The sequence below is a fragment of the Alicyclobacillus suci genome, assembly GCF_017329615.1.
GTDB classification, from domain to species: domain Bacteria; phylum Bacillota; class Bacilli; order Alicyclobacillales; family Alicyclobacillaceae; genus Alicyclobacillus; species Alicyclobacillus suci.
On record NZ_JAFMTW010000017.1, the window covers coordinates 44,889 to 70,245 of the forward strand.

26 protein-coding genes, 1 pseudogene and 2 riboswitches are annotated in these 25,357 nt (G+C 53.8%); of the genes and pseudogenes, 7 read left to right on the forward strand and 20 right to left on the reverse strand.

Annotated elements, in window-relative coordinates; translation table 11 throughout:
• Window positions 1-22: 22 nt before the first annotated feature.
• Window positions 23-200, reverse strand: a riboswitch (FMN riboswitch).
• A gap of 190 nt (window positions 201-390) precedes the next feature.
• Window positions 391-1,251, reverse strand: coding sequence for a serine O-acetyltransferase (locus tag J3482_RS10455; RefSeq protein ID WP_146823031.1), 861 nt, complete (start codon window positions 1,249-1,251; stop codon window positions 391-393).
• Window positions 1,252-1,514: 263 nt separating this feature from the next.
• On the opposite strand from J3482_RS10455, the gene J3482_RS10460 reads away from it, so the two are divergent.
• On the forward strand, window positions 1,515-2,891 hold the full coding sequence (locus J3482_RS10460; protein WP_146823029.1) for a dipeptidase: 1,377 nt from the start codon (window positions 1,515-1,517) through the stop codon (window positions 2,889-2,891).
• 125 nt (window positions 2,892-3,016) lie between these two features.
• Here J3482_RS10460 and codY read toward each other — a convergent pair whose 3' ends face one another.
• The 5 genes from codY to J3482_RS10485 form a co-directional block, all read right to left on the reverse strand.
• A complete protein-coding gene (codY, locus tag J3482_RS10465) occupies window positions 3,017-3,805 on the reverse strand; it encodes a GTP-sensing pleiotropic transcriptional regulator CodY (protein ID WP_146823027.1) in 789 nt (262 codons plus the stop codon).
• 367 nt (window positions 3,806-4,172) lie between these two features.
• Entirely contained in the window at window positions 4,173-4,475 is a 303-nt protein-coding gene (locus J3482_RS10470) for a YerC/YecD family TrpR-related protein (protein WP_021296257.1), read from the reverse strand.
• Window positions 4,476-4,540: 65 nt separating this feature from the next.
• On the reverse strand, window positions 4,541-4,729 hold the full coding sequence (locus J3482_RS10475; protein WP_146823025.1) for a hypothetical protein: 189 nt from the start codon (window positions 4,727-4,729) through the stop codon (window positions 4,541-4,543).
• Between the two features lie 78 nt (window positions 4,730-4,807).
• Window positions 4,808-5,389: a helix-turn-helix domain-containing protein gene (locus J3482_RS10480; protein ID WP_146823023.1), complete on the reverse strand. Its 582-nt coding sequence runs from the start codon at window positions 5,387-5,389 to the stop codon at window positions 4,808-4,810.
• Window positions 5,382-5,594, reverse strand: coding sequence for a helix-turn-helix domain-containing protein (locus J3482_RS10485; protein ID WP_021296260.1), 213 nt, complete (start codon window positions 5,592-5,594; stop codon window positions 5,382-5,384). The genes J3482_RS10480 and J3482_RS10485 overlap by 8 nt, the downstream gene beginning before the upstream one ends.
• A 94-nt stretch (window positions 5,595-5,688) precedes the next feature.
• Here J3482_RS10485 and J3482_RS10490 point away from each other — a divergent pair, with 94 nt between their 5' ends.
• Both J3482_RS10490 and J3482_RS10495 read left to right on the forward strand, forming a co-directional pair.
• Complete coding sequence (locus tag J3482_RS10490; protein ID WP_206922385.1) at window positions 5,689-6,243, forward strand: GNAT family N-acetyltransferase; 555 nt, start codon at window positions 5,689-5,691, stop codon at window positions 6,241-6,243.
• Window positions 6,244-6,332: 89 nt separating this feature from the next.
• Window positions 6,333-6,707, forward strand: coding sequence for a helix-turn-helix domain-containing protein (locus J3482_RS10495; protein WP_188332246.1), 375 nt, complete (start codon window positions 6,333-6,335; stop codon window positions 6,705-6,707).
• A 44-nt stretch (window positions 6,708-6,751) separates the two neighbouring features.
• Here the strand turns inward: J3482_RS10495 and J3482_RS10500 are convergent, their stop codons facing one another.
• The gene (locus tag J3482_RS10500; RefSeq protein WP_206922386.1) at window positions 6,752-7,828 is read right to left on the reverse strand and encodes a metal-dependent hydrolase; all 1,077 of its coding nucleotides are present in this window, start codon (window positions 7,826-7,828) and stop codon (window positions 6,752-6,754) included.
• A 108-nt stretch (window positions 7,829-7,936) separates the two neighbouring features.
• Between J3482_RS10500 and proS the strand changes: the two genes are divergently transcribed.
• Window positions 7,937-9,388, forward strand: a complete 1,452-nt coding sequence (gene proS, locus J3482_RS10505) for a proline--tRNA ligase (protein WP_206922387.1) — start codon at window positions 7,937-7,939, stop codon at window positions 9,386-9,388.
• A gap of 86 nt (window positions 9,389-9,474) precedes the next feature.
• Here the strand turns inward: proS and tlp are convergent, their stop codons facing one another.
• The 4 genes from tlp to J3482_RS10525 all read right to left on the reverse strand — a co-directional run bounded on the left by tlp (window position 9,475) and on the right by J3482_RS10525 (window position 12,051).
• Window positions 9,475-9,702: a small acid-soluble spore protein Tlp gene (gene tlp / locus J3482_RS10510; protein ID WP_146823013.1), complete on the reverse strand. Its 228-nt coding sequence runs from the start codon at window positions 9,700-9,702 to the stop codon at window positions 9,475-9,477.
• A 153-nt stretch (window positions 9,703-9,855) separates the two neighbouring features.
• Window positions 9,856-10,065 (reverse strand): hypothetical protein, encoded by a 210-nt coding sequence (locus J3482_RS10515; protein ID WP_146823011.1) that lies wholly within the window; start codon window positions 10,063-10,065, stop codon window positions 9,856-9,858.
• Between the two features lie 145 nt (window positions 10,066-10,210).
• On the reverse strand, window positions 10,211-11,377 hold the full coding sequence (locus tag J3482_RS10520) for a sensor histidine kinase (protein WP_206922388.1): 1,167 nt from the start codon (window positions 11,375-11,377) through the stop codon (window positions 10,211-10,213).
• Window positions 11,311-12,051 carry a response regulator transcription factor gene (locus J3482_RS10525; RefSeq protein WP_206922389.1) on the reverse strand — a complete coding sequence of 247 codons (741 nt, stop codon included), beginning with the start codon at window positions 12,049-12,051 and terminating at the stop codon, window positions 11,311-11,313. Before J3482_RS10525 ends, J3482_RS10520 begins: the two co-directional genes overlap by 67 nt.
• Before the next feature lie 120 nt (window positions 12,052-12,171).
• Here J3482_RS10525 and J3482_RS10530 point away from each other — a divergent pair, with 120 nt between their 5' ends.
• From J3482_RS10530 to tatC, 3 genes and pseudogenes are all read left to right on the forward strand, one after another.
• Window positions 12,172-13,308: a molybdopterin-dependent oxidoreductase gene (locus tag J3482_RS10530; protein WP_223204140.1), complete on the forward strand. Its 1,137-nt coding sequence runs from the start codon at window positions 12,172-12,174 to the stop codon at window positions 13,306-13,308.
• A 12-nt stretch (window positions 13,309-13,320) separates the two neighbouring features.
• Window positions 13,321-13,482: pseudogene (gene tatA / locus J3482_RS20915) on the forward strand (twin-arginine translocase TatA/TatE family subunit); the annotation flags it as partial.
• Window positions 13,483-13,675: 193 nt separating this feature from the next.
• Entirely contained in the window at window positions 13,676-14,398 is a 723-nt protein-coding gene (gene tatC, locus J3482_RS10540) for a twin-arginine translocase subunit TatC (protein WP_206922391.1), read from the forward strand.
• A 204-nt stretch (window positions 14,399-14,602) separates the two neighbouring features.
• Here the strand turns inward: tatC and J3482_RS10545 are convergent, their stop codons facing one another.
• The 9 genes from J3482_RS10545 to J3482_RS10585 all read right to left on the reverse strand — a co-directional run bounded on the left by J3482_RS10545 (window position 14,603) and on the right by J3482_RS10585 (window position 25,001).
• Window positions 14,603-15,553: an ABC transporter substrate-binding protein gene (locus J3482_RS10545; protein ID WP_223204139.1), complete on the reverse strand. Its 951-nt coding sequence runs from the start codon at window positions 15,551-15,553 to the stop codon at window positions 14,603-14,605.
• 50 nt (window positions 15,554-15,603) lie between these two features.
• On the reverse strand, window positions 15,604-16,242 hold the full coding sequence (locus J3482_RS10550) for an ABC transporter permease (RefSeq protein WP_021295186.1): 639 nt from the start codon (window positions 16,240-16,242) through the stop codon (window positions 15,604-15,606).
• Window positions 16,217-17,374 carry a betaine/proline/choline family ABC transporter ATP-binding protein gene (locus J3482_RS10555; protein WP_146823069.1) on the reverse strand — a complete coding sequence of 386 codons (1,158 nt, stop codon included), beginning with the start codon at window positions 17,372-17,374 and terminating at the stop codon, window positions 16,217-16,219. The genes J3482_RS10550 and J3482_RS10555 overlap by 26 nt, the downstream gene beginning before the upstream one ends.
• 125 nt (window positions 17,375-17,499) lie before the next feature.
• Window positions 17,500-17,645: riboswitch (cyclic di-AMP (ydaO/yuaA leader) on the reverse strand.
• 144 nt (window positions 17,646-17,789) lie between these two features.
• Window positions 17,790-18,818: an alcohol dehydrogenase catalytic domain-containing protein gene (locus tag J3482_RS10560; protein WP_206916193.1), complete on the reverse strand. Its 1,029-nt coding sequence runs from the start codon at window positions 18,816-18,818 to the stop codon at window positions 17,790-17,792.
• Between the two features lies 1 nt (window position 18,819).
• On the reverse strand, window positions 18,820-20,046 hold the full coding sequence (locus J3482_RS10565) for an acyl-CoA dehydrogenase family protein (RefSeq protein WP_021295189.1): 1,227 nt from the start codon (window positions 20,044-20,046) through the stop codon (window positions 18,820-18,822).
• A gap of 26 nt (window positions 20,047-20,072) precedes the next feature.
• Window positions 20,073-21,719 (reverse strand): class I adenylate-forming enzyme family protein, encoded by a 1,647-nt coding sequence (locus J3482_RS10570; protein ID WP_146823000.1) that lies wholly within the window; start codon window positions 21,717-21,719, stop codon window positions 20,073-20,075.
• 60 nt (window positions 21,720-21,779) lie between these two features.
• Complete coding sequence (gene acpP / locus J3482_RS10575; protein ID WP_407653174.1) at window positions 21,780-22,028, reverse strand: acyl carrier protein; 249 nt, start codon at window positions 22,026-22,028, stop codon at window positions 21,780-21,782.
• A gap of 102 nt (window positions 22,029-22,130) precedes the next feature.
• Window positions 22,131-22,913, reverse strand: a complete 783-nt coding sequence (locus J3482_RS10580) for an SDR family oxidoreductase (RefSeq protein WP_223204138.1) — start codon at window positions 22,911-22,913, stop codon at window positions 22,131-22,133.
• A gap of 84 nt (window positions 22,914-22,997) precedes the next feature.
• A complete protein-coding gene (locus tag J3482_RS10585; RefSeq protein ID WP_146823066.1) occupies window positions 22,998-25,001 on the reverse strand; it encodes an FAD-dependent oxidoreductase in 2,004 nt (667 codons plus the stop codon).
• Window positions 25,002-25,357 lie beyond the last annotated feature (356 nt).

The window sequence follows — 25,357 nt, forward strand, 5'->3', positions numbered from 1 at the left end:
CCTACACTTCGCATGTGCTCACGTTCTCCTTCTTTCATCCGGACTATACCGTCGGTACTGGAATCTCACCAGTTCATGCCATTGTAGACTGCGCAGCCGAATGACTACCGCAGACTGGTCGGCTCGTGGACTCCATGGATTTGACCATGTCACCACCGATCGGGAATTGGCTGACGCCTCACCCTGCCCCGAAGGAACGATTCAGTTTTCCAGTACAGTGTAACCAAACGGTTCTTACAAATCAAACGCATTCGGTACCGCACAGCCACCAAAAAAATAGCCACACCATTTCGGTGGGCCATATCAGGGGTAAAGGGTTACTAAAAAAGTAACATAGACCAAAATCTTTTTCCATTCATTTCGCTACATTTTCCGAATTTTCATCTATCCTCAGTGCGCTTCCTTCGTTCGAACGACACTTTCGGTCTCATATGTCACCTTGGAGTATGGCGGTACGCTTCGCGTCACCCAGGTATTGCTACCGATGACACTATGATGACCAATCAAGGTCTCACCGCCAAGCACCGTGGAATTCGAATACAAAATCACGTAATCTTCGACGGTTGGATGGCGCTTGACCTCACGAAGCATCATCCCTTGCTCGTCTTTTGGGAAATAAAGGGCCCCCAGTGTGACGCCCTGGTAAATCTTTACGTGGTTACCCACGACGGCCGTTTCGCCGACGACAATGCCCGTACCGTGATCTATCATGATGCTACGACCAATTGTCGCCCCTGGATGCAAATCCACGCCCGTCAACCGATGAGCGTACTCTGTCATCATACGGGGCAACAGCGGTACATCCAATTCCACAAGGACATGCGCCGCGCGATAGACGCCAAGCGCAAAAATACCCGGATAGGTCAGAATGACTTCATCCGGACCCGTCGCAGCTGGGTCGCCCTGCAACGTCTCCATGACGTCCTCGTATAACATATCCTGCAAAAGAGGTAGCCGTTCGACAAACGCCGTCGCTTTTTCTCTCGCTACACCACGACTTTCGTCAGTGCCGGTTTTCAAGCACGTCTGATAAGTTGCTCTGTGAATTTGTTCCGAGAGCACTTGATGCAGATGGTCTATCGCCTCTGCATGTGTCCCTTCCGCCTGCGCCGCAAAATAATTCGGCAACAAGGCAGATCTCTCGAGCAGGACAATCTTGCGTATCGCCTCCGGCTCGGGGTGGCAAGTGCGCCCTTTAAACATACGACAACTATTTTGCATTAAATGCGCCGCAATTTGTTGACTGTCCAACTCGTTCTCTCCCCGCTCCTGTTTGTTTGTGCAATATCTGTTTCGAAGGTTTCCCATCGCATGAGATGTCATAACAACGTGATTAAAAGTAAGTATACATGGTTGTTGCGTCCGAAAAAACTCATGCAAACACAGTTGCAAACTTGGAATTAGCAGGATGATAGCGCGTTTGATGGCCCATTTATCCGCATCCATTTTTGCGGTATGATCCAGGCAACCAAGCATGGGTGCCCACTCGTCACCCGGAAGGAGTTCCAGTACATATGGATGCTATTGAACGCCACCTCAGAGATAAGCGGGAAGAACACTTAGCACAACTCAAATCGCTGTTGTCGATACAAAGCATCAGCGCATTGTCAGAGCACAAACAAGACATCCGGCGCGCCGCACAGTTCCTGAAAGAGGCACTCACAGACGCCGGATTTCAGAATGCGCAATTGATGGAGACCGCAGGTCACCCAGTCGTCTACGGTGAATGGTTAGGCAAGCCTGGCAAGCCAACCGTCCTCGTGTACGGTCACTACGACGTACAACCGGTTGATCCATTGCACTTATGGCAAACGCCGCCGTTTGAACCGGACATTCGGGACAACCAGATTTACGCGCGCGGTGCCAGCGACGACAAGGGGCCGACCTTCTTACACATCAAGGCCTTAGAGGCAATTCTGCAGGAGCATGGGGAATTGCCAGTCAACGTGAAATTCTGCATCGAAGGCGAGGAAGAAGTCGGGTCAGCCCATTTAGAGGCGTTTCTCAACGAACACCAAGCCCAATTCCAAGCTGATCTCGTCCTGATTTCCGACACCACGATGTTGGCGCCGGATCAGCCTTCCATTTGCTATGGGCTGCGCGGGCTCGCTGCGTGCCAAATCGACCTGAAAACCGCCAACTCTGATCTACACTCGGGCCTTTATGGTGGCGCCGTCCCGAACGCGGTACACGCACTCGTCGAATTGCTCGACACACTCCATGCCCCCGATGGCACCGTCACGGTTGAAGGATTCTACGACGACGTAATTGAGTTAAGTCCTGAAGAGCGCGCGGAGTACGCAAAATTACCGCACGACGACGAAAGCTACCGCAAGTCACTCGGGCTCTCCGCACTCCACGGCGAACCAGGATACACGACGTTGGAACGGCTGTGGGCGCGCCCCACACTCGAACTCAACGGCATTTACGGCGGGTTCCAAGGTGAAGGCACGAAAACCGTCATCCCCAACGAAGCACACGCCAAAGTGACCTGCCGACTCGTGCCGGGCCAAGATCCGAACAAAATTCTCGATCTCATCGAAGCCCATATCCAAAAACACACACCCGTAGGCGCGACAGTGACATTTATCCGTCAAGACGGCGGTCATCCATACCTTGCACCGTACGACCATCCAGCCATTCAATTGGCCGCAGACGCGTACACCCATGCCTATGGCGTGAAGGCTGTGTTCACACGGATGGGTGGATCTATCCCGGTGGTCGAGACATTTTCGCAGCTGTTCCACAAGCCCGTTGTGCTGATGGGATTCAGCCTTGGCGATGAAAATTTCCATGCGCCAAACGAGCACTTCTCCCTAACCAACTTTGATAAGGGCCTACGAACGCTGTGCTATTACTACCTCAACTTACCGACGGCATTAAACGCCTGAATCGTTCATGGGAACAGTTGCATCTAACAAACAAGTGGCGAGGTGGATACCCACCTCGCCACATCAACAAAATAAAACGGGAACCACCCATGTAACAAGGCGTCCCCGTTCCCAGTGATGAAACCTTAGCGTTCAAACTGACGAGCAATTTCATCTTCGACAAAAGCGTTCAACACGCGCAAGTGCGTTCCCTTCATCCCAAGCGAACGACTCTCAATCGTACCTGCACTCTCGAGCTTGCGAATGCTGTTGACAATCACCGACCGGGTCACACCGTGCTCATCGGCAATTTGACTGCTGACGACAATGCCGTCGGAAGATTCGCGAACGGCATCCAGCAAGTATTTCGCCGCTTGCAACTCAGAGAAGCTTAGCGACTCAACTGCGAGGTGAGCCAAAGCGCGTTGACGAGACTCTTCCTCTTTTTGCTGTTGACGGGCGTGAACGATTTCCAAAGCGACGATGGTGGCACTATACTCAGCCAAAATGAGGTCGTCTTCCTCGAACGGCCGTTCAGAACGAGCAAACAACAGTGTCCCCTGTCGCTCACGCGCGCCGATTACTGGTGCAACACTCACGTACTTGCTGCGGAACGATTCATTTTCTTCTGGCGAGAACACATAAAACGGTTGTTTTTGTGCCTCGTCAAGATTGACCACGGTTTGCTCGATTCTCAACAGATGTTTATTAAAGTCTCCGGGAAACCGTTGGTCTTTCGTCATGATGTCTAACCATTCTTCAGTCAGTGCGTGTTCAGCTACGCCGTATCCGAGAATCTTTCCCTTGCGCCCTACGATGTACACATTACTGCTGAGCACTTTACTAAGAAATTCAGCTACATCATCAAATTCCACTTGATCATTGGAACTGTGCAACAATTGCCCAAGTTCCCGGACTTTATTCAACAAATCCACGTTTCTCTTCCCCTAACTTGTTTGAGAGGTTGTCCGATGCACCTGTCTGTTCGGACACAGCCGGTCGCGTCCATTGAAAAACAGGTAAGCACCATGTTCACTCTACCACATTCGACACCGTTGTGCCTCTATTATGAAATGAACGAATTGTATCTCTTCTGTAAATTATTTGCCGTCCGCATACAATTCATACGCACAAAAGTGCCATATGAAGACTACAAATAAGCGCGAGAAATGTCAAATGGTCATTCGAATGTCATGTTACGATGAAACAAGTAATGAAAAAATCAACAAAAAAAACCCGCTCCGTCCCTGCGGGTCATCGTGCTATCCCAGATTCTCTTCGCCCTAAAACAACATCGAGCATCTACTGTTCGTCCACCGCATTGAGTCGGTCGAGAATCAATCGATAGCCATCTGAACCATAATGCAAACAACGTTTTACACGGCTAATCGTCGCCGTGCTAGCGCCAGTTTTGTCTTCAATCGCGTGATATGTCGCTCCGTCTCGAAGCATTTGGGCAACTTCAAGTCGCTGTGCGAGCGACTGAATTTCACCGATTGTACAAATGTCGTCGAAAAATCGAAAGCATTCTTCCTCCGTGCGAAGCGCTAAAATCGCCTGAAATAAGCGCTGAACGTCCTTGGTGCGCAATTTTTCGAGTGTCACGTAGCTTTCACCCTTTACAGTATCAGCGTACTAAACACTATTGTAACAGTTTATACGGCTGAATCCTAGCGGTGAAGTGAGTGGACGATTTCCAGGACGTGCCGGACTTCGTCGATTCGCGTCCTGATTTCGGAAGCCTCCTGTTCCGTCGCCGCCTTCTGCAACGCCTCGTGCAAATGATGCGACCGATGTTCTAACGCCCGATAAACTTGTCGGATTGCATCGCGATACGCCACGCGTTCGGAGGTATCCACGTCATCATCTCCTTCCACACCATTGTACACAAATTCTAACGGCACAAAAGAGATACGCCGACAGGATACACGACGAACCTAGCGCCAAAAGACGGGAACTTCCGTCATCATCTGCTGCGCCTTTTGTCTCCATACCGCAGCCGCCTGAAACCGTTTCAGTTGAGCCAAGACGTGCGACTCCACTATCGCCAAGACGATGCGCAAGCGAATGTCGCCAAACGGACGCATGCGTGCAGGCACGTGCGGTGCCTGCACGTTCGGTAGTTGATTGCGCGCGTTTACTAGGCGTCGATACATCCCTGCCGGCTCAGAAAAAGGAATATCCAAGAATTGTTGATAACACTCATAATCAAGCGACAGTGAGGCGCGTTGAAGCGCGCTTACATCCGCCCGCCTCACTTGTCCATCGTGCACAAAAGCCCGCCAACAGCGCTGACGCGCGCGAAACTGTCTGCGATATTGCGACCACATATTTCCCCACTTGGTCGCATTCAATTCAAAGCGCGCCGCCAGTTCCTCTATCACCTTGGGATTCGGAACGAGAACACCCTGCTCAATCAGCGAGTAGTGTGACTGTGAAACAATGCCGCGCGCCGCCATCGCTTGTGTCCATCCCCGCGCGCACCGTGCCTCTTGTAATGCCTGCCATGGTTCACTCATGATGTTCGGTATCCCCCCACAAATCGCTAAGCCGTACACCAAGCGCCTCTGCGATTTGACCAAGCTTCGTCGCGTTACTCCCCCTCGCTCCCGATTCAATCGCGTAGACGTAACTCACACTGACATTGGCGAGACTCGCCAATTCGCGAACTGACAAATTGCGCGCCTTTCGGTAGTATTTTAGTCGCCGAGCCAGTTCCCCCAACGCGAACCACCCCAAATAATTTCTACGATTGCGTAAATAGTACCAGAAATACCCGGGAATCGGTAGGCTAATTTCACAATCGAGGAATTTGATGATGGCTGATCGAATCCATAATAGACTGACATTTGAACCGATGACCCTAGCGGATTTGCTCCAGATGTATCACGCGTATTGGAATACCTCAGGCTGGCCGCAAACGCTCTCTACAGTACCGCTCTGTGAGCAGTTCGCGGCCGATTGGTCCATTCGCAGTTTCTTTGGCACAGGGGAGTGTTCCGCGATTCGACGCGCAAACGAACGTCTGGTCATCGGTTTCACGACGCTTTCCAAAGCGAACGAAAATTTTGTACCCGACGGTGTAAACGCAGTGGAAGCAGGTACATTTTTGGTGCCGCAGGTTCGTGGAACCGGTGTCAATGCGCAAGTCAAACAATATTTGCGAAACCAGGCAAGTACCGTATTTGCGGCCAGTCACATCGCGTATCTGGTGGATATAAAAAACAAACGGGCACAACAGGCGCTCCAAAAACTCCCCTATCCAGTGACCAAGGTTGAAGTGACCGACACCCACCATCCGTGGTACCGCTACTTGCGGCGCAGGGTCTTCGAAGAGCGGCGAGATAGCATCCTGTTTATCCAGGAGTTATAGCGATTTTTCATTTGAGCATTGACCTACTCTCCCGGTGATTCTACATTTGTAGACAGAACAGTGGGGCGGAATCTCTTGGGAGGGAGGCAGTGCAATTGGACCTGGGCCAAAAGTTGCGACATTTGCGGGAACAAAAAGGGTGGACTTTAGCTGAGGCCTCAGAGCATACAGGTGTCTCCATAAGTCATCTCAGTGCGATTGAAAAGGGAAATCGTCCAAATCCCTCCTTTTTTCTAGTGGCGAAACTTGCACAGGCGTATGGCGTGCCACTAAATTATTTTCTTGATCCTGTGGAAGAACCCTCCGAAAACACTTCAAATGAAGCTGGTGTAGCGGAGACACCCGCCGCCTATCGCGAAATCGCCCAACGACTCGCGGAGGAACACGCACTCGACGACCCGTCAAAATTACTGGAACTGCTGGCGCAGTATCTACGCGACCGCACCACAAAATATGGAAAATAACGCCGGGACAAACGAGGAACCGGCCAGCGTGCAATGAAGCCCGATTAAACGCGTGGTTTGGAGCGATATCCTCGTGGTTTTGGAATGTGCAAGGAACGGCGCTTCCCCAACGCACGAAACGCATCCTGCCACAGTTTGGTGAAGTAAATCGGCTGTGCTCGAATCCCTTCGTGCACGACAACATAATTGCCTTCGGCGGTACGGGCGAGATCGACCGTGGCACTGAACGGCAGCGCGTCCACATAGCGGACAGATGCATCGCTCAGGCGAACGACCGTCCATTGCCCCTCGTCTTCGACTTGCACAAACAGCATCGGGGCAAACCAGTTCATCGCGCGACCTACGCGACTATGCTGAAGGACGTGTTGTACCGCGTTCCCATTCGCTGATTCGACGTGCGCCTCTGGAAGGATGTCTCCCTTCCAGCTAAAGGACCCGAACCAAAACCGCTGTCCCTCTTGTACAACGTATTGATAGCCATGAGGCAGCGCAAAGATGGTGGGTAATACGCGCCAAACGAGTGATGTCGTGCTAGCAAACGCCTGCTGCGAGAGCCAACGCGTAAACCGGCGTGTGAGCCATATACGCAATACCACGCGCCAGAGCGTGAAAAACAGTGCCAAACCATCTATGGCACATACGGTCGCGTCGTACGGCGCCCCAAGTTGAATTAAAACAAAGCCAACGATAAACAACAGGAGGTAAACCGGCTCCACGACAAACAGGATATCACCGCGAAATCGACGCTTTGAAATAGGCCATAACGCCTTTGTGCCGTACGCCGTCAACACGTCGAGCCCTACATGCGTGAGCGTGCCGAGAAAAGAAAGCCATGCGTAGAGCCAAAAGTGGCCTGGGACGACGGAATTGATGATTGCGGCCACGATAAGGGAACAAACAAACCATAGCGGGATACTATGTGAAATTTGTCGGTGCTGATACAAATATCGGACAGGGCCAGAAAAGATTTGAAACAGGATGTCGAAATCCGGCCACTCCGCCCCGACGACAGCGGCGACGCAGGCAGCTGTAGTGACTGCCGCGGGTTCCGGTGCACCAGCAATCGCTGTGTACGTCGCAAATACACCAACCCCAAATGCAGCATGTGTGATGTTGTCCATAAACTTCACCTCCGCGATTGGGACACGTCCCTAGTATGCCGTAATTGACGGGGATTGTTGCATTCCGTAAGATGGCAAGAAGGACAACCACGCCCTAGGAGGAACATCATGGCGAAAGAAAATAAAACATTTGTCAAAGAAATCACGCCCCAGAGCGAAGACTTTTCGCGTTGGTATCTGGACGTGATCCAAAAAGCGGATCTCATGGACTATTCCCCAGTCCGCGGTTGCATCGTGTTTAAACCAGATGCGTACGAAATGTGGGAGGCGTGCCAACGCGAACTCGATAAGGAATTTAAGCGCACGGGGCATCGCAATGCATATTTCCCACTGTTTATCCCGGAGAGCTTCTTTCAGAAGGAAAAAGAGCACGTCGAGGGATTTAACCCAGAGCTCCCATGGGTGACGGAGGCTGGCGGGGACAAGCTCGAAGAGCGTTTAGCCATTCGCCCGACGTCGGAGACGATGATTGGCCACATGTACGCGCAATGGATTCAATCCTACCGGGATTTGCCGTTACTCTTGAATCAGTGGGCCAACGTCGTTCGCTGGGAAAAACGAACACTGCCATTTCTGCGCACGAGCGAGTTCCTCTGGCAAGAAGGCCACACCGCTCATGCTTCCGAGGAAGAAGCTCGCCAAGAAACCATGCAGATGCTCGACATCTACACCAAGTTCGTCGAGGAGTTCCTGGCTATTCCGGTCATCCGCGGGCAGAAGACGCCAAGCGAAAAATTCGCTGGGGCCGTCGATACCTACTCGATTGAGGCGATGATGAAAGACGGAAAGGCTTTGCAAGCCGGAACGTCACACTTTTTGGGACAAAACTTCGCCAAAGGCTTTGACATTCAATATCTCGATAAAGACAATCAACTGAAATACGTCTACACCACATCGTGGGGAATTTCCACGCGCTTACTCGGTGCGTTGATTATGGTCCACGGCGACGATAGAGGTCTTGTGTTACCGCCAAAGGTCGCCCCAACACAAGTCGTCATTATTCCGATTGGACCACAGAAGGCCCGCGCAGCCGTCGTGGAAGCTGCGGATAGCCTGTTCACGCAACTACGGGACGCAGGGATTCGCGTGCGGATGGACGCACGGGACGACGTCAGTCCTGGTTGGAAATTCAACGAGTACGAGATGCGTGGAATCCCTGTACGCCTAGAAATCGGTCCGCGCGACCTTGAAAATCGACAAGTTGTGCTCGTTCGCCGCGATACCGGTGAAAAGACGTTTGTACCACTCGACGAATTAAACACAGCACTCCCTAAATTGCTCGACAACATTCAAGTCAACATGTTCGAAACCGCGAAAAAATTCCGCGAAGAACATTCGTATGTCGCGAATACACTCGACGAACTCGTTGGCTATATCAACGACCAACGCGGTTTTGTCTTAGCTGGTTGGTGTGGCTCCGCCGAATGCGAAAAAGCGGTCAAAGACGCATGCAGCGCGACGAGCCGAAACATTCCATTCGAAACACCCGCAGAGCCGGCACATTGTGTCAGCTGTCAACAACCCGCAAAACATGCGGTTTGGTTCGCAAAGTCATACTGATAAACTTTAATCCCGCGCCCACAAAGAGAATCCACCCGTTCGCCGCAGTCCGACGAACGGGTGGATTTCATTCGCAACCTTGCGGATTACTTACGGGCCTGGTACTTTGCCTCGTCTCGAATTTCTTCACGAAACCCTTCAATCGCCTGTTCACGTCGTTCGTTTTTTGCCTTGATGTCAGCAACATCTTCCGGATTCATCTCACCGGCGTGCGCCTTTACAAAGTCTTCTGCTTCCCGCATATTTTCCATCGTATGGTCAATTGCCTTTTGCAGATGAACCACGTTGTCGCCTCGATTGTCCGGTTTCGCCACGAAGCAGCACCTCCGCATAGAATAGTTGCACCTCAAAGCGTGTGTCAGCGCGCGAAAATTATGAATCAATACGCTTTCCAAATGCCGGGGACATGCAAAAAAGGCGCCGTTGCAACGACGCCCTACGACATATCTCTATCCCCTCGTGGCACATCACGACTTCTCGGAATCATTTCTGTCCCGCTTTGTGAAGACGCCCATCGCTGCCAATAGCATACAGATAAAGCCGATGACGTAACCGATGACCGAGACACCTGAGTCAATGTGAAAAACGGCCACGCTAAAAATCACGACGATTACCCCAAGTCCACCAAGCGCAAACAACCATTTGCGAGCACCCTCAGGATTCGGACCTCGTTTCATCCATTCATCCCCCTACAGGGATAGTGTACATCATTGCGGACAACAGGAAAACAAATCGTGGTTCGCTGAGTTATTCCTTTCTCCTGCGCCTGTTATGTCCCCCATATACAGACCGAAGCACAAAACAATTCAATATGGAGCGTGTTTACCCTGGCAAAGTCACGGTCAACTGAAAGGTCCCTGGCTCTGACGCCGCAGACACTTGCCCCTTGTGCGCGAGAATAATCTGCTTCACTATGGCGAGGCCAATGCCGAGACCGCCGGTGGAGCGGGAGCGGCTGCGCTCACCGCGGTAAAATCTATCAAACATACGGGACGTATCTATTTTTGCAAGATCTGGACTCCGATTCGTCATCTCCAGCACAACCACAGGGTCTGTGCCCCCTGTGCGCCGAGCGAGCAACAGGTCGACGGATCCGCCTGTCGACGTGTACCGCCACGCGTTTTCAAACAAGTTATACAGGGCTTGTGCGAGCAAATCGCGATGCCCTTGCACGACCAAGGACGATTCAATATCCCCCGTCATATCACCCGTCCGCGGGCTTTCAGCACATTCCCCGTCCCGCTGCACGTCATACCGCAGATGAATGCCTTTCTCCTCGAACCGATGTTGAAATAGCATCCACATTTCATCTACGAGCTCTTGTAAATCAAGCGGTTTGAGTGTAATATCCGGCTGCCCATACTCCAACACATTCAACTGGTGAATGGATTCCACCAATTTCTGCAGGCGCTGCACTTCGTTGCTAAACAATCGCAACGTCGTACCCGTTGGCGCGAACACCCCATCTTGAATACCCGACAAATACCCTCTCATACTCGTCAACGGGGTACGCAATTCGTGCGCGACGTCAATTAAAAACGCACGCCTTTGCTCTTCTAGCTGCATGAGACTGTGACTCATTTGGTTGATAGCTTCCGCCAATTGGCCTATCTCGTCCTCCGTGCGCGCGGGTACCTGTGTAAAATCTCCAGTGGCAATCGCCTTGGCCGCTTGCTGAATTTGCCGCAGTTCGCGCAACCACACGCGATTGAGCATGAAATTGATGACAATGCCTGTCAACAGTGCAATACTGCCCCCAATGAGCAAGCTTTGAATCGAACTTTGAATAAACATCTGCGTGGGTATGACCGGCTGAATGTGGTAGCGAAGCATCAAGGAATGCAGCAATCGCGCCGTTCCCCGCTGTACAGAAAAAAATCCCACGCACAACACAATCAACACGGTAATCATATTGCCAAGTATCAATTTAACGAGGATTCGCCTTCGTATGTAAGCCGGTAACCAAAGCCGCGTACGGTTTGAATACATTCTCCTGCCTCTTCTCCAAATGTGCGAAGTTTTTTGCGAATGTTGCCGATATGCACATCAATCACTCGGTCAATGACGTCCATGTCGGCGTACGGATACAACTCAGCTAACAGATCTTCGCGAGAAAACACGCGCTCAGGAAATGCAATAAACTTGGCGAGTAACTTGTATTCCGATTGCGTCAGGGAAAGTGCTTCTCCGCGCCAAGTAATAAGACATTGCGCCTCATCCACTGTAAAGGGACTCCGAATCTGCAAAGCGGACACTGCGCCCTTCACCGCCCCTCTGCTGCGCCGCAACACCGCTTCCACGCGTGCGACCAACTCGCCAAAACTAAACGGTTTGACAATGTAGTCGTCAGCGCCGCTGCGAAGTCCCTCAATCCGTTCCTGTTCCAGTAGTCTGGCCGTGACAAAGAGCACCGGGACATCGGACATCGAACGAATCGTTTTACACAGTGTCAGGCCATCGACCCCCGGCAACATCCGGTCGAGTATGACGCACAACGGTTCGGACGCCCGAAACAAGGCGAGCCCCTTGTCGCCATCGTGCGCGATTTGTGTGGTATACCCGCTTTGATGGAGGTATGCCGCAATCAAGTCCGCAATCGCCTCATCGTCTTCAATAATGAGAATAGGGGAACTGCGTTCACCAATCTCCCTCAACCTGTTCACCTACCCACGCTCACGTCGTTATCGAGATGGTATCACAGATACTCAGCACCTGGCTTCCTTACAGAAACCTTACAATGCTGTGCTATGTTCGAATTACCACAATCTAGCGAGGTGAGTTCCGTGACTATCAAGTGGTTTAAACACGGCAAATGGCCACGTTGGCTGGTCGGATTGCACCATTATACAATCGGGTCATTCATTCTCCTGGTCCTCACCGGTGTCGCGCTGTACTTGCCGATTGTACACACTGCGCTTATCCGCTATTTGCCCATCATTTACGATGTCCATATTCTACTGGGATTGATTTTCGCCATCACGCTCATCGTACCATTCCTGCGCATCCTGCCTGCAGGGCGGCGGATTTGGCGGTTTGATTGGGTGATGCCGCTGCTCGTCGGCGCCCCAATTGTCATCACGGGCATCATGCTCTGGGGGGTCACCCTGTTCCCGACAACCGCCCGCAGCCGCGCATTTACCTGGCATGGTTGGTTGACCATCCTGCTCGGCGCCTGGATTCTCGTACACGCGTTCTACAAGGCCCTGGGAATCCGGCCGAAAGCGAACGGCGTGGCTGGCCGGATCGATCCCGACCGCAGAATGTTTCTCCGCTGGACTGGCGCAGGCGTCCTTGGCGCAGTGGCGGTCACATTCATTGACCCGGGCTCCCTCCTGAGCCGCTTGCTACCACAACCGTCCGGCGGCGTTGGCCGGCAAACGCTCGCCTCAAAGGGAATTCAGCGATTTGGCGCCTATTACACGGTCATCTCGGGATATCCAAAGATGAACCTCGCGGACTATCGCTTACAGGTGACAGGCGATGTCGCCAACCCGATGACCCTGAAATGGGCCGATGTGCAGGCTATCCCCCAGTACAGCGAAACGAAGGATTTTCACTGTGTCACCGGTTGGAGTGTACCGAACGTCAGGTGGCAAGGCATTCACATCTCGCAATTGATGAAATTGGTGAAACCGCACGAGGACGTCAAGTATGTCAACTTCTATTCGTTCGACGGGCAATACAGTGAGTCGTTGAAGTTGAGCGAAGCCTTAGATTCCACGGTGCTGCTGGCATATCACATGGACGGGCAACCCCTGTTGCAAGAGCAGGGCTATCCGTTGCGGCTCGTCGTGCCCAAGATGTATGGGTACAAGTCGATTAAATGGCTCAATCGAGTGGAGTTCAGCGCACAGCCCATCACAGGCTATTGGGAGCACTACGGCTACCCGAATGAAGCATACTTTAGAACCGGTATTTAAGGAGGAATTTGAATGTTTAGTAACATTGGATGGTCGGGACTTATCCTGATTCTCATTGCGGTGCTCATCGTATTCGGGCCAAAGCGCCTGCCAGACATCGGGAAGGCCCTCGGACGCTCCCTGCGGGAGTTTCGCAACGCGACGTCCAACATCATGGAATCCAATCAGACCGACGCGGCAGACGCACCTGTCAAAGCGACAGACACGACGCCCCCCGCGTCGATAGCGACTATGCCGACCATGCCCACCACCGCGACGCAAAGTGACGCCATCGTTTCGCAGTCCAAGGAGCGCAGTGATCTCAAACCATCCATCAATCCCGCCGAAACCACAAAAACGCCATCGAACGATTAAGGGGTCTGGGCATGTGGAATATCAAAAGCACTGGTCAGAAATGCGACGCCGCGGCATTCGCGTGCTCATCGTGTTCGCGATAGCCTTTGTACTCTGCCTTGCATTCGATTCTAAAATTTATCACACATTGACTCGCCCCGCCGCGTCGCTCGGGTTGAAACTGGTCGTGTTGGGGCCGGGGGAAATCGTCACCGTCTTGTTCACCATGGCGGGATGGACTGCAATTGGCGTGACCGTGCCCTATCTCATGTATGAGCTGTGGCAGTTCGTCACACCCGGGTTATACGCGAAAGAGCGCCAACTCGCACGAAATACCGTACCGCTTGCGGCACTCTTGTTTCTCGCCGGGCTCTGTTTTTCCTGGTACTTGATCTTCCCGCGGTTGCTGCTATTTCTGGTGACACTCACGAGACGGGAAGGCCTTGGCCTCATGTTACAAGCGCACACCTATTTTTCCTTCGTCATCGGTTTTTGTTTGCCGTTTGGCTTCGCTTTTGAGGGGCCGCTGGTCGTGTTCATCCTCGCCAAATTAGGTGTCATCACGTCCAATTGGTTGCGCCAAGTGCGCAAATTCGCATACCTTGCGATTGTCATTCTCGGCGTCCTCATCAGTCCGCCGGAGTTGATATCGCATTTGTCCGTGACCGTGCCGATGATGATTTTGTACGAGATTAGCGTAGGGATAGCGAGCATCGTCGAGCGCCGCAGAGTGCGGAATCAGGGGGCGGCGGTGTAACTTCGCGCATTGTCGTATAACCCTATATAGAAAGTTAAAGGAGCTTCATATTCAGTAAGTGTGCCGATATCATTTGGCGTAAGATCTACCTGTTCACTGATGGATGTCCCCAGGTGCTTTTTTTCAAGTAGGATGGAGACAGGAGGCGACCAAGGGGCTTTCGCCCCCTGTCTGATGTGAATTGGGATTGCCACCCCACAAAAGCTACAGCAGTCCGTTTTGCTCCAGCCACGTTTTGGCTACGTCGGCGGCGTTTTTGTGGTCGAGATCGACCTGTTCGTTGAGTTTCTGCATGTCTTCGTCCGTAATTTTGCCGGATAACTTATTGAGGACGGTCTTTAACTCTGGGTGCGCCTTGAGCACGCTGTCGCGAATAATTGGGCACGCATAGTACGGTGGGAACAAGTGCTTGTCGTCCTTGAGAAGCACCAGATGGTTGGCTGGAATATTTCCATCTGTGGAAAATGCGTCGATGACATCGACGTCCCCGCTCACCAGCGCCTTGTACTTCAGTCCAATCTCCATCGACTTCACGGACTTGAAGTCCGTGCCATATACCTTGTTCATCGCCGACAAGCCGTCCGAGCGCGAAATAAAGTCCTGCTCTGTACCCAAGACTAGGTTTTTCGACTTGGCCGCCATTTGCGAGACGGTGGTGATGCCAAGCTGTTTCGCCTCTTTTTGCGTCATCGCCATGGCATAGGTGTTCTGGAATCCAATCGGGTTCAACCATGTGATGTGGTACTTCTGCTCAAACTGCTGCTTTACCGTCTGGTAGACCTTATCCGGGTCTGTATTCACTGGGTCGTGCAGGATATTGACTAAGCCGGTTCCGGTATACTCCACGTAGACGTCCACGTCGCCGTTCTTTTCGGCATTCCACAGGACGTTGCTGTCGAGCCAGCGTTTTTTGACGACCTTCAGATTGGTGTCCTTTTGAATCAAATCTGCGAGCATATCTGCCATGATGTCCTGTTCTGTAAAGTTCTTTCCGCCAATCACAATCGTGTTGGACTTTCCGCCGCCGTTTGCGCCCGCCGTTCCGCACCCCGCGAGCGGAATCACACAAGCGACGACCGACGCGCCAAGCAGCGCCACCTTCCCCATCCGCTTTCCGGCAAACCGACGAATTTTCTCCCTCCAATTGTCAAACACTCGCTCGACCCCTTTCTCTGAACTTGCTCCGCGCTGGCGGATTGTCGTATTTATGATCGCAATCCGCGCGGTGTCAAAACTCTGTCCAACCAATGTAACAACACATCAAATACAATCGCCAAGAGAGCCGCCGGGATAGCACCCGCCAAAATCGTCGGCGTGTCAATCATGTCGATGCCGCGCATGATGATATCGCCCAACCCACCAGCACCGATAAAGGTGGCAAGCGTCGCGATGCCAATCGTCAGCACTGTCGCCGTACGTACGCCAGCCATAATCACATTGCGTGACAACGGTAATTCAACCTGCCAGAGAATTTGCGATCTCGTCATGCCCATGCCACGCCCGGCCTCAATGAGTGCGCGGTCAACTTCCGTAATCCCGGTATAGGTGTTTCGGACAATTGGCAGTAACGCGTAGAGCGTCAGGGCGACGACGGCAGGCAGGGTGCCGATGCCAAACAACGGGATCATGAATCCGAGCAGCGCTAAACTCGGAATGGTTTGAATAATGGAGACGATAATCAACACCACTTGCGCCAACGCCTTGTGTCGGGTGATGTACACACCAAGGGGTATCGATATCAGACACGCCACAGCGATGGCGATGATACTGAGCACGATATGTTGACCTAAAGCCACCAGCAGGCCTTGCCAATTCTGCTCAAACGCTTGAATCAACAGGTTCACTGTCCATCACCTCCACGGGCGCCGTCACGGTCAACATGTTTAACACACTGGCGCGTGTAACCACACCCAGCAGTCGCTGCTTGTCATCGACGACGGGTAAAAAGCCGCGCGCAGTCGTCTGCAGCCATTTGAGAACCTCCTCCATGGGGGCTGACGGGGAGATCACTGGCCCATCTGCATGCATAACCGTGCCAGCCGTGGCTCGTTCGTCTTGGAAGTGATCATAAATTTGCTGCGGACTGACCACGCCTAAGTAGTGATCATCTGCATCCGTCACAATCAAGCCGTTCACGCGATGTGCACGCATTAACTGGATGCAGTGTGCCAAACCGCGCACAGGTGTAACGGTCACCGCTTTGGTCATGACGTCGCGTGCCTCACCAAGTGCCGCATGTTGCAGGAATCGCTTTTCGCCGACAAATTCGCGCACGAAATCGTTCTTGGGGTGTCGAAGAATTTGTTCTGGTGCGTCGTGTTGCACGATACTTCCATCCCGCATGAGGACAATCTGGTCTGCAATCTTCAACGCTTCATCCATGTCGTGTGTGACAAACACAATGGTCTTGTGCAAAGTCGATTGGAGTTTGAGCAGTTCGTCTTGTAATTGTTCGCGACTGATGGGATCCAGCGCACTAAATGGCTCATCCATCAAGATGATACTTGGATCCGCAGCCAAAGCACGCGCAACGCCAATGCGCTGCTGCTGACCACCACTCAACTCTTTTGGGTAACGTTTGCGAAAGACACTCGGATCCATCCCCACCATCTCGAGCAGTGCTTCTGCCCGGTTCGTATATTGCGATTTGTCCATCCCTATCAATCGCGGAACCAAACTGATGTTCTCTTCGATGGTCATATGCGGAAACAATCCGATTTGCTGAATGACGTAGCCAATCTGACGGCGCAATTCCACCGGACGCAAGGCGCTCGTCTCAACTCCACCGACCAAAATTTTTCCAGATGTCGGCTCGATTAACCGGTTGATCATCTTGAGCGTCGTCGTCTTGCCACAGCCAGACGGGCCAATCAGCGTAACCAAGCGTCCCTCTTCGATACAAAAATTGAGCCGCTTGACGACGTGCGTTTCGCCATAGTGTTTTTCGACATCGACAAATTCAATGGCCTTGTGCATAAACACTCCTTTCCTCAAACTCCTCTGACAAGGCAAATAGACGACCTACGTCAGAACAACCAAGGCGCATTGTGGACACAAGACATGGATATAATTTGGAAGATTCGAACAGATTCGTGCAGTTAACCAATGCACATGATTCGCCTACGAGGTTAGCTGACGGGTTCGGCAAGAACTTGCCTATCACCGACCGCTGGGAACGGCCCGTGAATTCACCCCGAAGAATTGGGTCCCCCGCTTCCACAACTGTGAAACTCGGCCTTTTTGTGACACTTGGTAAGAGGTGTACAAAGTACATATGAATTATAGCATAGCGAACATCGAATGCAACATTCTGAAACAACCTCTCGTCTTTGCCGTGATCAAATGGCGCGTCGTGTAACGCGCCACCGACCACTCCAAGTAGCAAAACAATTTATTCAGAGGGGACAATCACCCATCGACCCGCCGGCCTATCCGGTGCAAACGCCCGCGCTGCCTCGTGAAGCGGCAGTGCGCCCGCGACCAACCGCACTGGGTCAAGCCGACCTTCTGCGACCCACGACACCAGTTGCTCGACGTCCTCGCGAACCGAACCGTAACTCGCTACAAAGGTCAGCCCGCGCCGAACCGTTTTCGCGACAGGGTAGAGAGCCGTGTCCGCCGACATACCGACAATTGCGATGGTGCCACCAGGGCGAACCGACTCTGCCGCAAGGGTAATCGTGTCCGCCGTCGCCACGGTGTCGATGACGACATCAATGCCGGATGCCCCCGACCAGCGGCGCAACTGCCGGGCAATGGTGCGTTCATCTTGGTCCGTCACCACCACCATCTGCGCGCCGTGTGCCTCGGCGATAGCAATGCCCTCCTGGCGCCGCGTGACAGCCCCCAGCCGTCCCACGTGAAAGCCCATCGCCAACATAAGTGCTGCCAGTCCGAGTCCACCCGTGCCAATGATGAGCACTGTCTGTCCCGATTCGACACCTGCAGCGCGCATCGCATGATAGGGCGTCGCGAATGCGTCAACCACCAACGCCGCTGCCGCCGGTGCTAGCTCTGCCGGACGGCGCACCAACTGCCTTGCAGGTACCGCCACCTGCTCCGCAAAGCCGCCAGGACGCTGATAGCCAATGCACACCTGTCGGACACAAAGGTTCGGCTGACCATGCACACACGGCGCACACGTACCACACGCCACAAATGGGTGGACAATCACCGAGTCCCCCACGTGCCAGTCGGTCACCGTTTCCCCCAAGGCGGCGATGCGCCCAGCGATTTCATGGCCCATCACGAGCGGGAAGGCCGTCCCAGTCGGAACAGACTCCCCAGCTACCACTTGCCGATCACTCCCGCACACCCCACAGGCTTCCACCTGCAAGAGCACCTCGTCCGGCCCAAGTTGCGGCGTCTCTACTTCAACTAGTGCAAAGCCCTGGTCAGGCGTGTATGTGACAGCCTTCATCTTACTCGCTCTTCTTCGCCTCGCGCTCACGTCGACGAGCATTCGTCAGCAGCGCTTCAGCAATTGTCATCTTCTGCATCTCTGCCGTTCCTTCTTCGAACCACAAAGACCGCGCATCGCGATACAAGCGTTCCACTGGGCTGTCGACGCTATAGCCAATGCCGCCGAACAGAGCCAGTGCGCCATCGGTCACCTCTGTGACCATACGGATGGCATTCGCCTTCGCGATGGAGGATTCGAGTGAGATGTCCTGGCCGAGATCGTACTTTTTCGCCGCATCCATACAAAGCAGGCGGGCGCCTTGAATCGCCATCTGCATCTCCGCAATGCGCATTTGGACCGCCTGCCGGCTCGCGATGGACTTACCGAACGTGACGCGCTTGCGAATAAAGGCGAGCGTCTGATCCAGTGCCTCTTGCGCAAGACCCACAGCGCTCATTGCAATGCATGCGCGACTCTGGTCGAGGAATCCGCGCACGGCCACGTCAAACCCTTCTCCGACCTGGCCAAGGATTTCGTCCTCGGAGACTTCACAGTTCTCAAACGTGATGACAGCGTGCGAGCAACCCTTGTCACCCATCATGTGCGACATCGCTTCCAACTTCATACCCGCGCGCCCCTGCGGCACCAAAAATGCCGTCAGGCCTGTGCGGCCCGCACTGCCTTCCATTTTCGCGATGACGGCGAGCACCGCCGCCTCATGCGCAAACGTAATCAGGTGTTTGCGACCGTTAAGGACGTACTTGCCATCCTGATACGTCGCGGTCGTCCGCAGGTCGATGCCCGTCCCGTTGTCCGGTTCCGTCAGCGCAAACGCCACCAATGCGCCTTCGTTGACCAACTTTGACAGCCAGTGCGCCTGCTGTTCCTCCGTACCTTGACCCACGGTCCGCCAGATGCTGTTGTACGCGTGAAACACCATGCGGATAGAGCCGTGACAATGTGCAATTTCCTCAAGAATCGGGAAGTACAACGTCAGCGGCAAACCTTCGCCACCAAACCGAGCCGGTTGCGTCAACTTGTGGAAGCCAAGCTCCCGCATCCGCTGCCAAAGCGCCTGCGGAATTTCCTCTGTCCGCTCAATTTGTTCCGCAAAATCCTGCGCCTCTTCCTCGCGAAACTGAATTACGCGATTGCGAATCTCATTTGCACGTGCGATAAGGGCGGAATCCAGCTGGACGTGATTGTCCTGAATCGCATCGCGTTCGGACGCGTTTAAGATACTCATGTTGCCCCTCCTGCTCTATTCGTCGCTTACTTTCCTTCTGCTTCCAGACGGAACCGTTCGCGCAAGTCCTTCTTCTTGATTTTTCCTGAGTGTGTGGTCGGCAGCTCATCCATAAACTCCAGACGGTCCGGGAACTGAAACTTTGCCAAACCGCGCTCAGCCAGGAAATCGCGGAGTTCTGGAAGCGAAAATTTCTCGGCTCCTTCACGCAACACGACGCACGCGACACTCTGCTGACCCAAGGTCTCGTCTGGCGCGCCGACAACGGCCACGTTCTCGACCGCTGGATGCGCCGCAATGACGTCCTCGACGCTCTTCGGGTCAATCTTTGTGCCGCCGCGGTTAATCACGTCATCCGCACGCGCGATAAACTTAAACCGACCGTTCTCATCCTGGCGCAACACGTCGCCGGAGTGGAACCACCCATCGGCGTCCCATTGGCGATGCGCAGCCTCCGGATTCTCGTAGTACCCTGCAGCAAAGTTCGGCCCGCGCGCCCACATTTCACCAGGCTCGCCTGGCGCCACATCATGGCCATCCTCGTCAACGAGCCGGACTTCCGTCCCTGGAATGACAAAACCGACCGTCGAGCTCAAGGCCTCAAGTGGATCATCCGGCCGCGTCGCCGTCGCCAAAAAGCCTTCCGTCCACCCAAACATGCCCCCGACTTTAATGCCCCCATCGGATTGCAACCGCTCGAGCACGGAACTCGGCACCGGTGCACCTGCGTAAATAAACAGTTTCACACTGGAGGTGTCGGCATTTTTCAGGTTTGGCGCGTTGGTCACGTGAATCACGTGCGGTGGTGCACCGACCAAATAAGCTGGTTTCTCGGTCTCAATCCACTTGATGACGCGGCTCGCGGAAAACCGCTCCAACAGCAGAATGCGGCCACCCGTCGCAATCGTCATCATGACACCCGCGAGCATCCCCGTCTGATGGCAGATAGGCGCGATGTCGAGTACGGCATCCCCTGGCTCATAGCCAAAGTTTTTCGCATACGCGCGCGCTGCCCACAAGTAGTTGGCGTGCAGTTGGACAACGCCTTTGGGAGACCCTGTCGTTCCCGAGGTGAACACCATCAGAAATGCGTCGAGGCGCGTCGGCCGATTCGCCGCCAACTCAGCTGCGCCCAAGCGCTTGTCGCTTTCGCGCAGCGACTGGAACGTCAATGCACCCGCAGGCGCCCGGGAGGCATCCCCCTGAAAAATGACATACTCCAATTGCGGACGACTCTTTTGCACGTCAATCGCCATTTCGTATAGCGGTTGGCCGCGGAAGCTGTCCGCGATAATCCACGCTTTCGCCTTCGAGCGGTCGAGACTCGACTCAATTGCCTGGCGGCCCAAGTCAATTTGAAGTGACACGCCAATCGCGCCAATCCGGGCGATGCCAAACACCGCGACCACGTAATCGAGCGAGTTCGGCAACTGAATCGCGACCGTATCGCCTTTGCGAATTCCGCGATGGTACAACTCTGCCGCCACTGCCTCTACTTCATCCCACAACTGTCGATACGTGAGGCTTCTGTCTTCGTCCTTGTGCACGAAATCCGGATACAGTTTGACGTCATTTTCAAGCACGTCGACAAACGATTCGTCGGGCCAGTAGCCCTGGTCGATGTACGCTTGCGCGCGCTCGACGGACAGAGTTCTGCCGGCAAAGTCAAACATCTTATCGTCTCCTTGTCTCAAACTTCTGGCTACATTTCTGCTTACACTTCGTCGTCCGCGTTACGAAAGGCGACCCTGAATGTAGTCGACGACACCAGCCACAGTCGACAGTTGGCCAAAATCCGCTTCCGGAATTTCGATGTCAAACTCGTCTTCAAAAGCGACAGCGAGCTCGGTCAAGTCCAGCGAATCTGCACCCAAATCATCGACAAACAGACTGTCGGCCTTCACCTCAGAAGCATCCACTTGCAGCTGATTACACACGACATTTTTTACCTTTTCTTCGATTTGCGCCTTCGTCAATGACATCATTACACGACTCCATTCTCATTCAATGTTGATGGTTTCACACCGCACAACGCGGTCTAATCTGTCCAAACACCTCGCGACAACAGCACGATAGCAGGCGTCTTAGAAACTTTCAAAGCCACCCGTCATCAGCGTCAGTCCGCCGTCGACCCGAATGACTTGTCCCGTGATAAAGCGCGACAAATCACTCGCGAGAAAAACCGCTGCATCAGCAATCTCCTCGACTGTGCCAATGCGGCCAAGTGGGGTGTGTGCGATGACGTCCGCGTTGTACTGGTCGTAGTTCTCGCCACCGTAAAACTTCGCCGACTCCGTATCCACCACACCTGGGTTCAGTGCGTTGACCGTAATCCCCTTCGGCCCCAGTTCACTGGCCAGGTACCGCGTCAACGATTCAAGCGCAGCTTTGGCGCTGCCAAGCGTCGCATATCGTGGCAACGTATATGTGCTGCCCATGCTCGACATCGTGATAATACGGCCCGCGCGCCCCTCCATCAACGGGATACAACGTTGTGCCGCAAACACGGTACTGTGCACCACCACGTGATACGTCTTGTCGAGATGATAGTCCTTTAGTTGATCAATCGGTTTGAACGCGCTCGCCGCTGCGTTGGCCACAAAGATATCAAGGCTGCCCCATTCTTGCTCAATCACGTCAAATGCAGCGTTGATTTCTTCCTGGCTCTCCAGTTCGGCTTTGACAGTCAGTGCCTGGCGGCCCAGCGCCTGAATCTCCTTAGCCGTCGCTTCGGCTTGTTCTTGATCCCGGCGGTAATGCACCACGACATCCGCGCCCTCACGCGCCATCGCGAGCGCCGTCGCCCGGCCAATGCCACGGCCACTGCCGGTGATAAACGCCTTCTTACCTTCTAACAAACCTGCCAATTCGCCCACTCCTCATCTCATCGCCTGTCAGCAAGAATTGCACCATGCCATGTTCAATTCCTGGGGTACTGCACGCACAAGAGGTCAAGAAATTCGATAAGCCGCTTCCAGCGCTTCGCGAATCGCCCGTGCTGCGTTAATGCCACGGCTGTCTCTAGCACCACCCACAACCTGTACCGAAACCTTATCAGCAAGCGCCTCGGCAAGCGTCTCCTGCGACTCTTGCCCAGCGCACAAAATCACCTGATCCGCAGGCACGAACAATGCGCCATCTGATGAACTGCCGACGACACCATCTGGTGTTATCTCGCGAAACTCGACGTTGGTGATGACACGCACGCCAAGGCGGCTCATCTCTTGTTTGACGACCCAACGCGTACTCCGCCCAATTCCGTGACCATATCTCTCGCTGCGGGCGAGCACGGTGATTTCCCGCGGCAGCTCCGGCGGTGTCGGAAGCGATTGCAGCTCGAAAAACGCCTCCACATCTGCTGGCACGTGCCGCCCTTCCGCCAAAAACGTCGCGACGTCACACCCAATCCCGCCTGCACCAATGATGGCAATGCGCCGGCCAACCTGCACTTCTCCATTCAGCACCGCCGCGTATGTCACGACGTGCGGCAAGTCGGTCCCCGGAATATCCGGGATGCGCGGAACAACCCCCTGCGCGAGAATCACGTGATCAAACGAACATAACTCATCCACTGTCGGTTCTGTCTGCATTTTAACAGTCACAGACAAGCGTTCAAGCATTTCGCGGAAATAGCGAATGGTTTCATAGAACTCGTCCTTACCCGGAATCCTGCCCGCCATTCGAAACTGACCACCGATTTCCGCCTGACGCTCGAACAAAACGACTTCGTGCCCCCGTTCTGCCGCTGTCACCGCGGCTTGAAGACCAGCCGGACCGGCACCCACGACGGCGACGCGGCGCTTCACTAGAGCCTCTATCCGCGGCCACTGGGACTCCTGCCCCGCCCGCGGATTGACTAAGCAACTCACCGGCATGTGGGGACGAACCAACGTGTGATCTAAGCAAGACTGGTTGCACGCAATACAGACGTTCAGTCCTGACCGGTCCCCTTCAAGGGCTTTTTTCGCGAACTGACTGTCCGCCAACCACGGCCGCGCCGGTGCGACAAAGTCCAAATAACCATCAGCAATTAACGCGTTGGCGACTTCCGGCACATTCACCCGGTTGGCGCCGATGACCGGAATCCCGACCTGGCTCCGTATCGCTCCCGCCACCGCCGCAAATCCACCGCGCGGCACAATCTGCTGCACGGTAGGCACTCTGGATTCGTGCCAACCAATACCGACGTTCAAGGCATCCACACCCGCAGCTTCAAGCGCCTGTGCGAACACAATCGTCTCCTTTGGCGTCGTACTGCCCGGCATACAATCGAGTCCCGACATGCGGAAAATGATGGGATAGTCCCACCCAACAGCCTTTCGGATGGCCGCCACGACGTCGAGGCTCATCCGCATGCGCCCTTCGAGTGACCCCCCGTACTGATCGTCACGCTGATTGGTCAAAGGCGACAGAAACTGGTTGAGTAAGTAGCCCTCTGAACCCATAATCTCAATGGCATCGAATCCGATATCCTGCGCAGTGCGCGCCGCATTGGCAAAGTGGCGAATCGTCTCCTCGATGTCCTCGACCGTCATCTCCCGGGGAACTTCCCGCGTCAGTCGTGAAGCAATGGGGCTCGGGGCGAGCGCCTGCATGCCAATCTCTTCAGAAAAGGCATAACGACCGGAGTGGAACAACTGCAGCGCAATCTTGCCACCAACCGAATGAACGGCTTTCGGCAACTGTGCAAGCGCCTCGACATCAGCTTTCTCCGTCAACACGTACATATCGCCGCCGCCAGCCTGCGTCACCACCGCGCCACCCGTGATGATGAGCGCCGCCATCCCCTCGGCTCGCTCGCGATAGAAGTCGCACAGCTGTTGCAGTTTATCCGGCTGACGTTCCAACCCCATGTGCATTGACCCCATGAGCACCCGATGCGGTAACGCCAGCTTCCCAATCCGACCGGGCTGGCTCAGTGCACGGTAGCGAACTTCTAGGCCCTGTGTGATCATCACTTACTCCTCTTCCTCCGTCTGCGGTTTGTCTCCCCAGTGTAACGAACGAAAAACAACTCTGTCTATGTAGCCCAGACAACCTTCCCGAATAACACTGCCGAAAATTCTTTTCGCCGTCCGGTATCAAACCGCAGCGAAATTTATAAGCTGATATTAGCACCTGGTGTTGAAAAAATCGAGTTCTAAATGCTAGAATGAAGCCAGTGCTCAATGAACGCAACGTTTAAAATCCGCGTCATTATAGGATTTCCGATAATTTTCGAGCGTTTTCGAGGAGATTCCTCACGACTTATTACCTGGTGTTAGAACCAAGGGTTAATCCATGTAGCCCATAACAAAGGAGTTGAAGCTGA

Bases quoted from the DNA above. Each gene is read 5' to 3' on its own strand.
- J3482_RS10520 (WP_206922388.1), bottom strand. From the start codon at position 11,377: ATGTATTCAAACCGTACGCGGCTTTGGTTACCGGCTTACATACGAAGG.
- proS (WP_206922387.1), top strand. From the start codon at position 7,937: ATGGCGAAAGAAAATAAAACATTTGTCAAAGAAATCACGCCCCAGAGC.
- J3482_RS10565 (WP_021295189.1), bottom strand. From the start codon at position 20,046: ATGAGTATCTTAAACGCGTCCGAACGCGATGCGATTCAGGACAATCAC.
- J3482_RS10500 (WP_206922386.1), bottom strand. From the start codon at position 7,828: ATGGACAACATCACACATGCTGCATTTGGGGTTGGTGTATTTGCGACG.
- J3482_RS10555 (WP_146823069.1), bottom strand. From the start codon at position 17,374: ATGCACAAGGCCATTGAATTTGTCGATGTCGAAAAACACTATGGCGAA.
- acpP (WP_407653174.1), bottom strand. From the start codon at position 22,028: ATGTCATTGACGAAGGCGCAAATCGAAGAAAAGGTAAAAAATGTCGTG.
- J3482_RS10570 (WP_146823000.1), bottom strand. From the start codon at position 21,719: ATGTTTGACTTTGCCGGCAGAACTCTGTCCGTCGAGCGCGCGCAAGCG.
- J3482_RS10515 (WP_146823011.1), bottom strand. From the start codon at position 10,065: ATGAAACGAGGTCCGAATCCTGAGGGTGCTCGCAAATGGTTGTTTGCG.
- J3482_RS10560 (WP_206916193.1), bottom strand. From the start codon at position 18,818: ATGAAGGCTGTCACATACACGCCTGACCAGGGCTTTGCACTAGTTGAA.
- J3482_RS10490 (WP_206922385.1), top strand. From the start codon at position 5,689: ATGGCTGATCGAATCCATAATAGACTGACATTTGAACCGATGACCCTA.
- J3482_RS10585 (WP_146823066.1), bottom strand. From the start codon at position 25,001: ATGATCACACAGGGCCTAGAAGTTCGCTACCGTGCACTGAGCCAGCCC.
- J3482_RS10480 (WP_146823023.1), bottom strand. From the start codon at position 5,389: ATGAGTGAACCATGGCAGGCATTACAAGAGGCACGGTGCGCGCGGGGA.
- J3482_RS10460 (WP_146823029.1), top strand. From the start codon at position 1,515: ATGGATGCTATTGAACGCCACCTCAGAGATAAGCGGGAAGAACACTTA.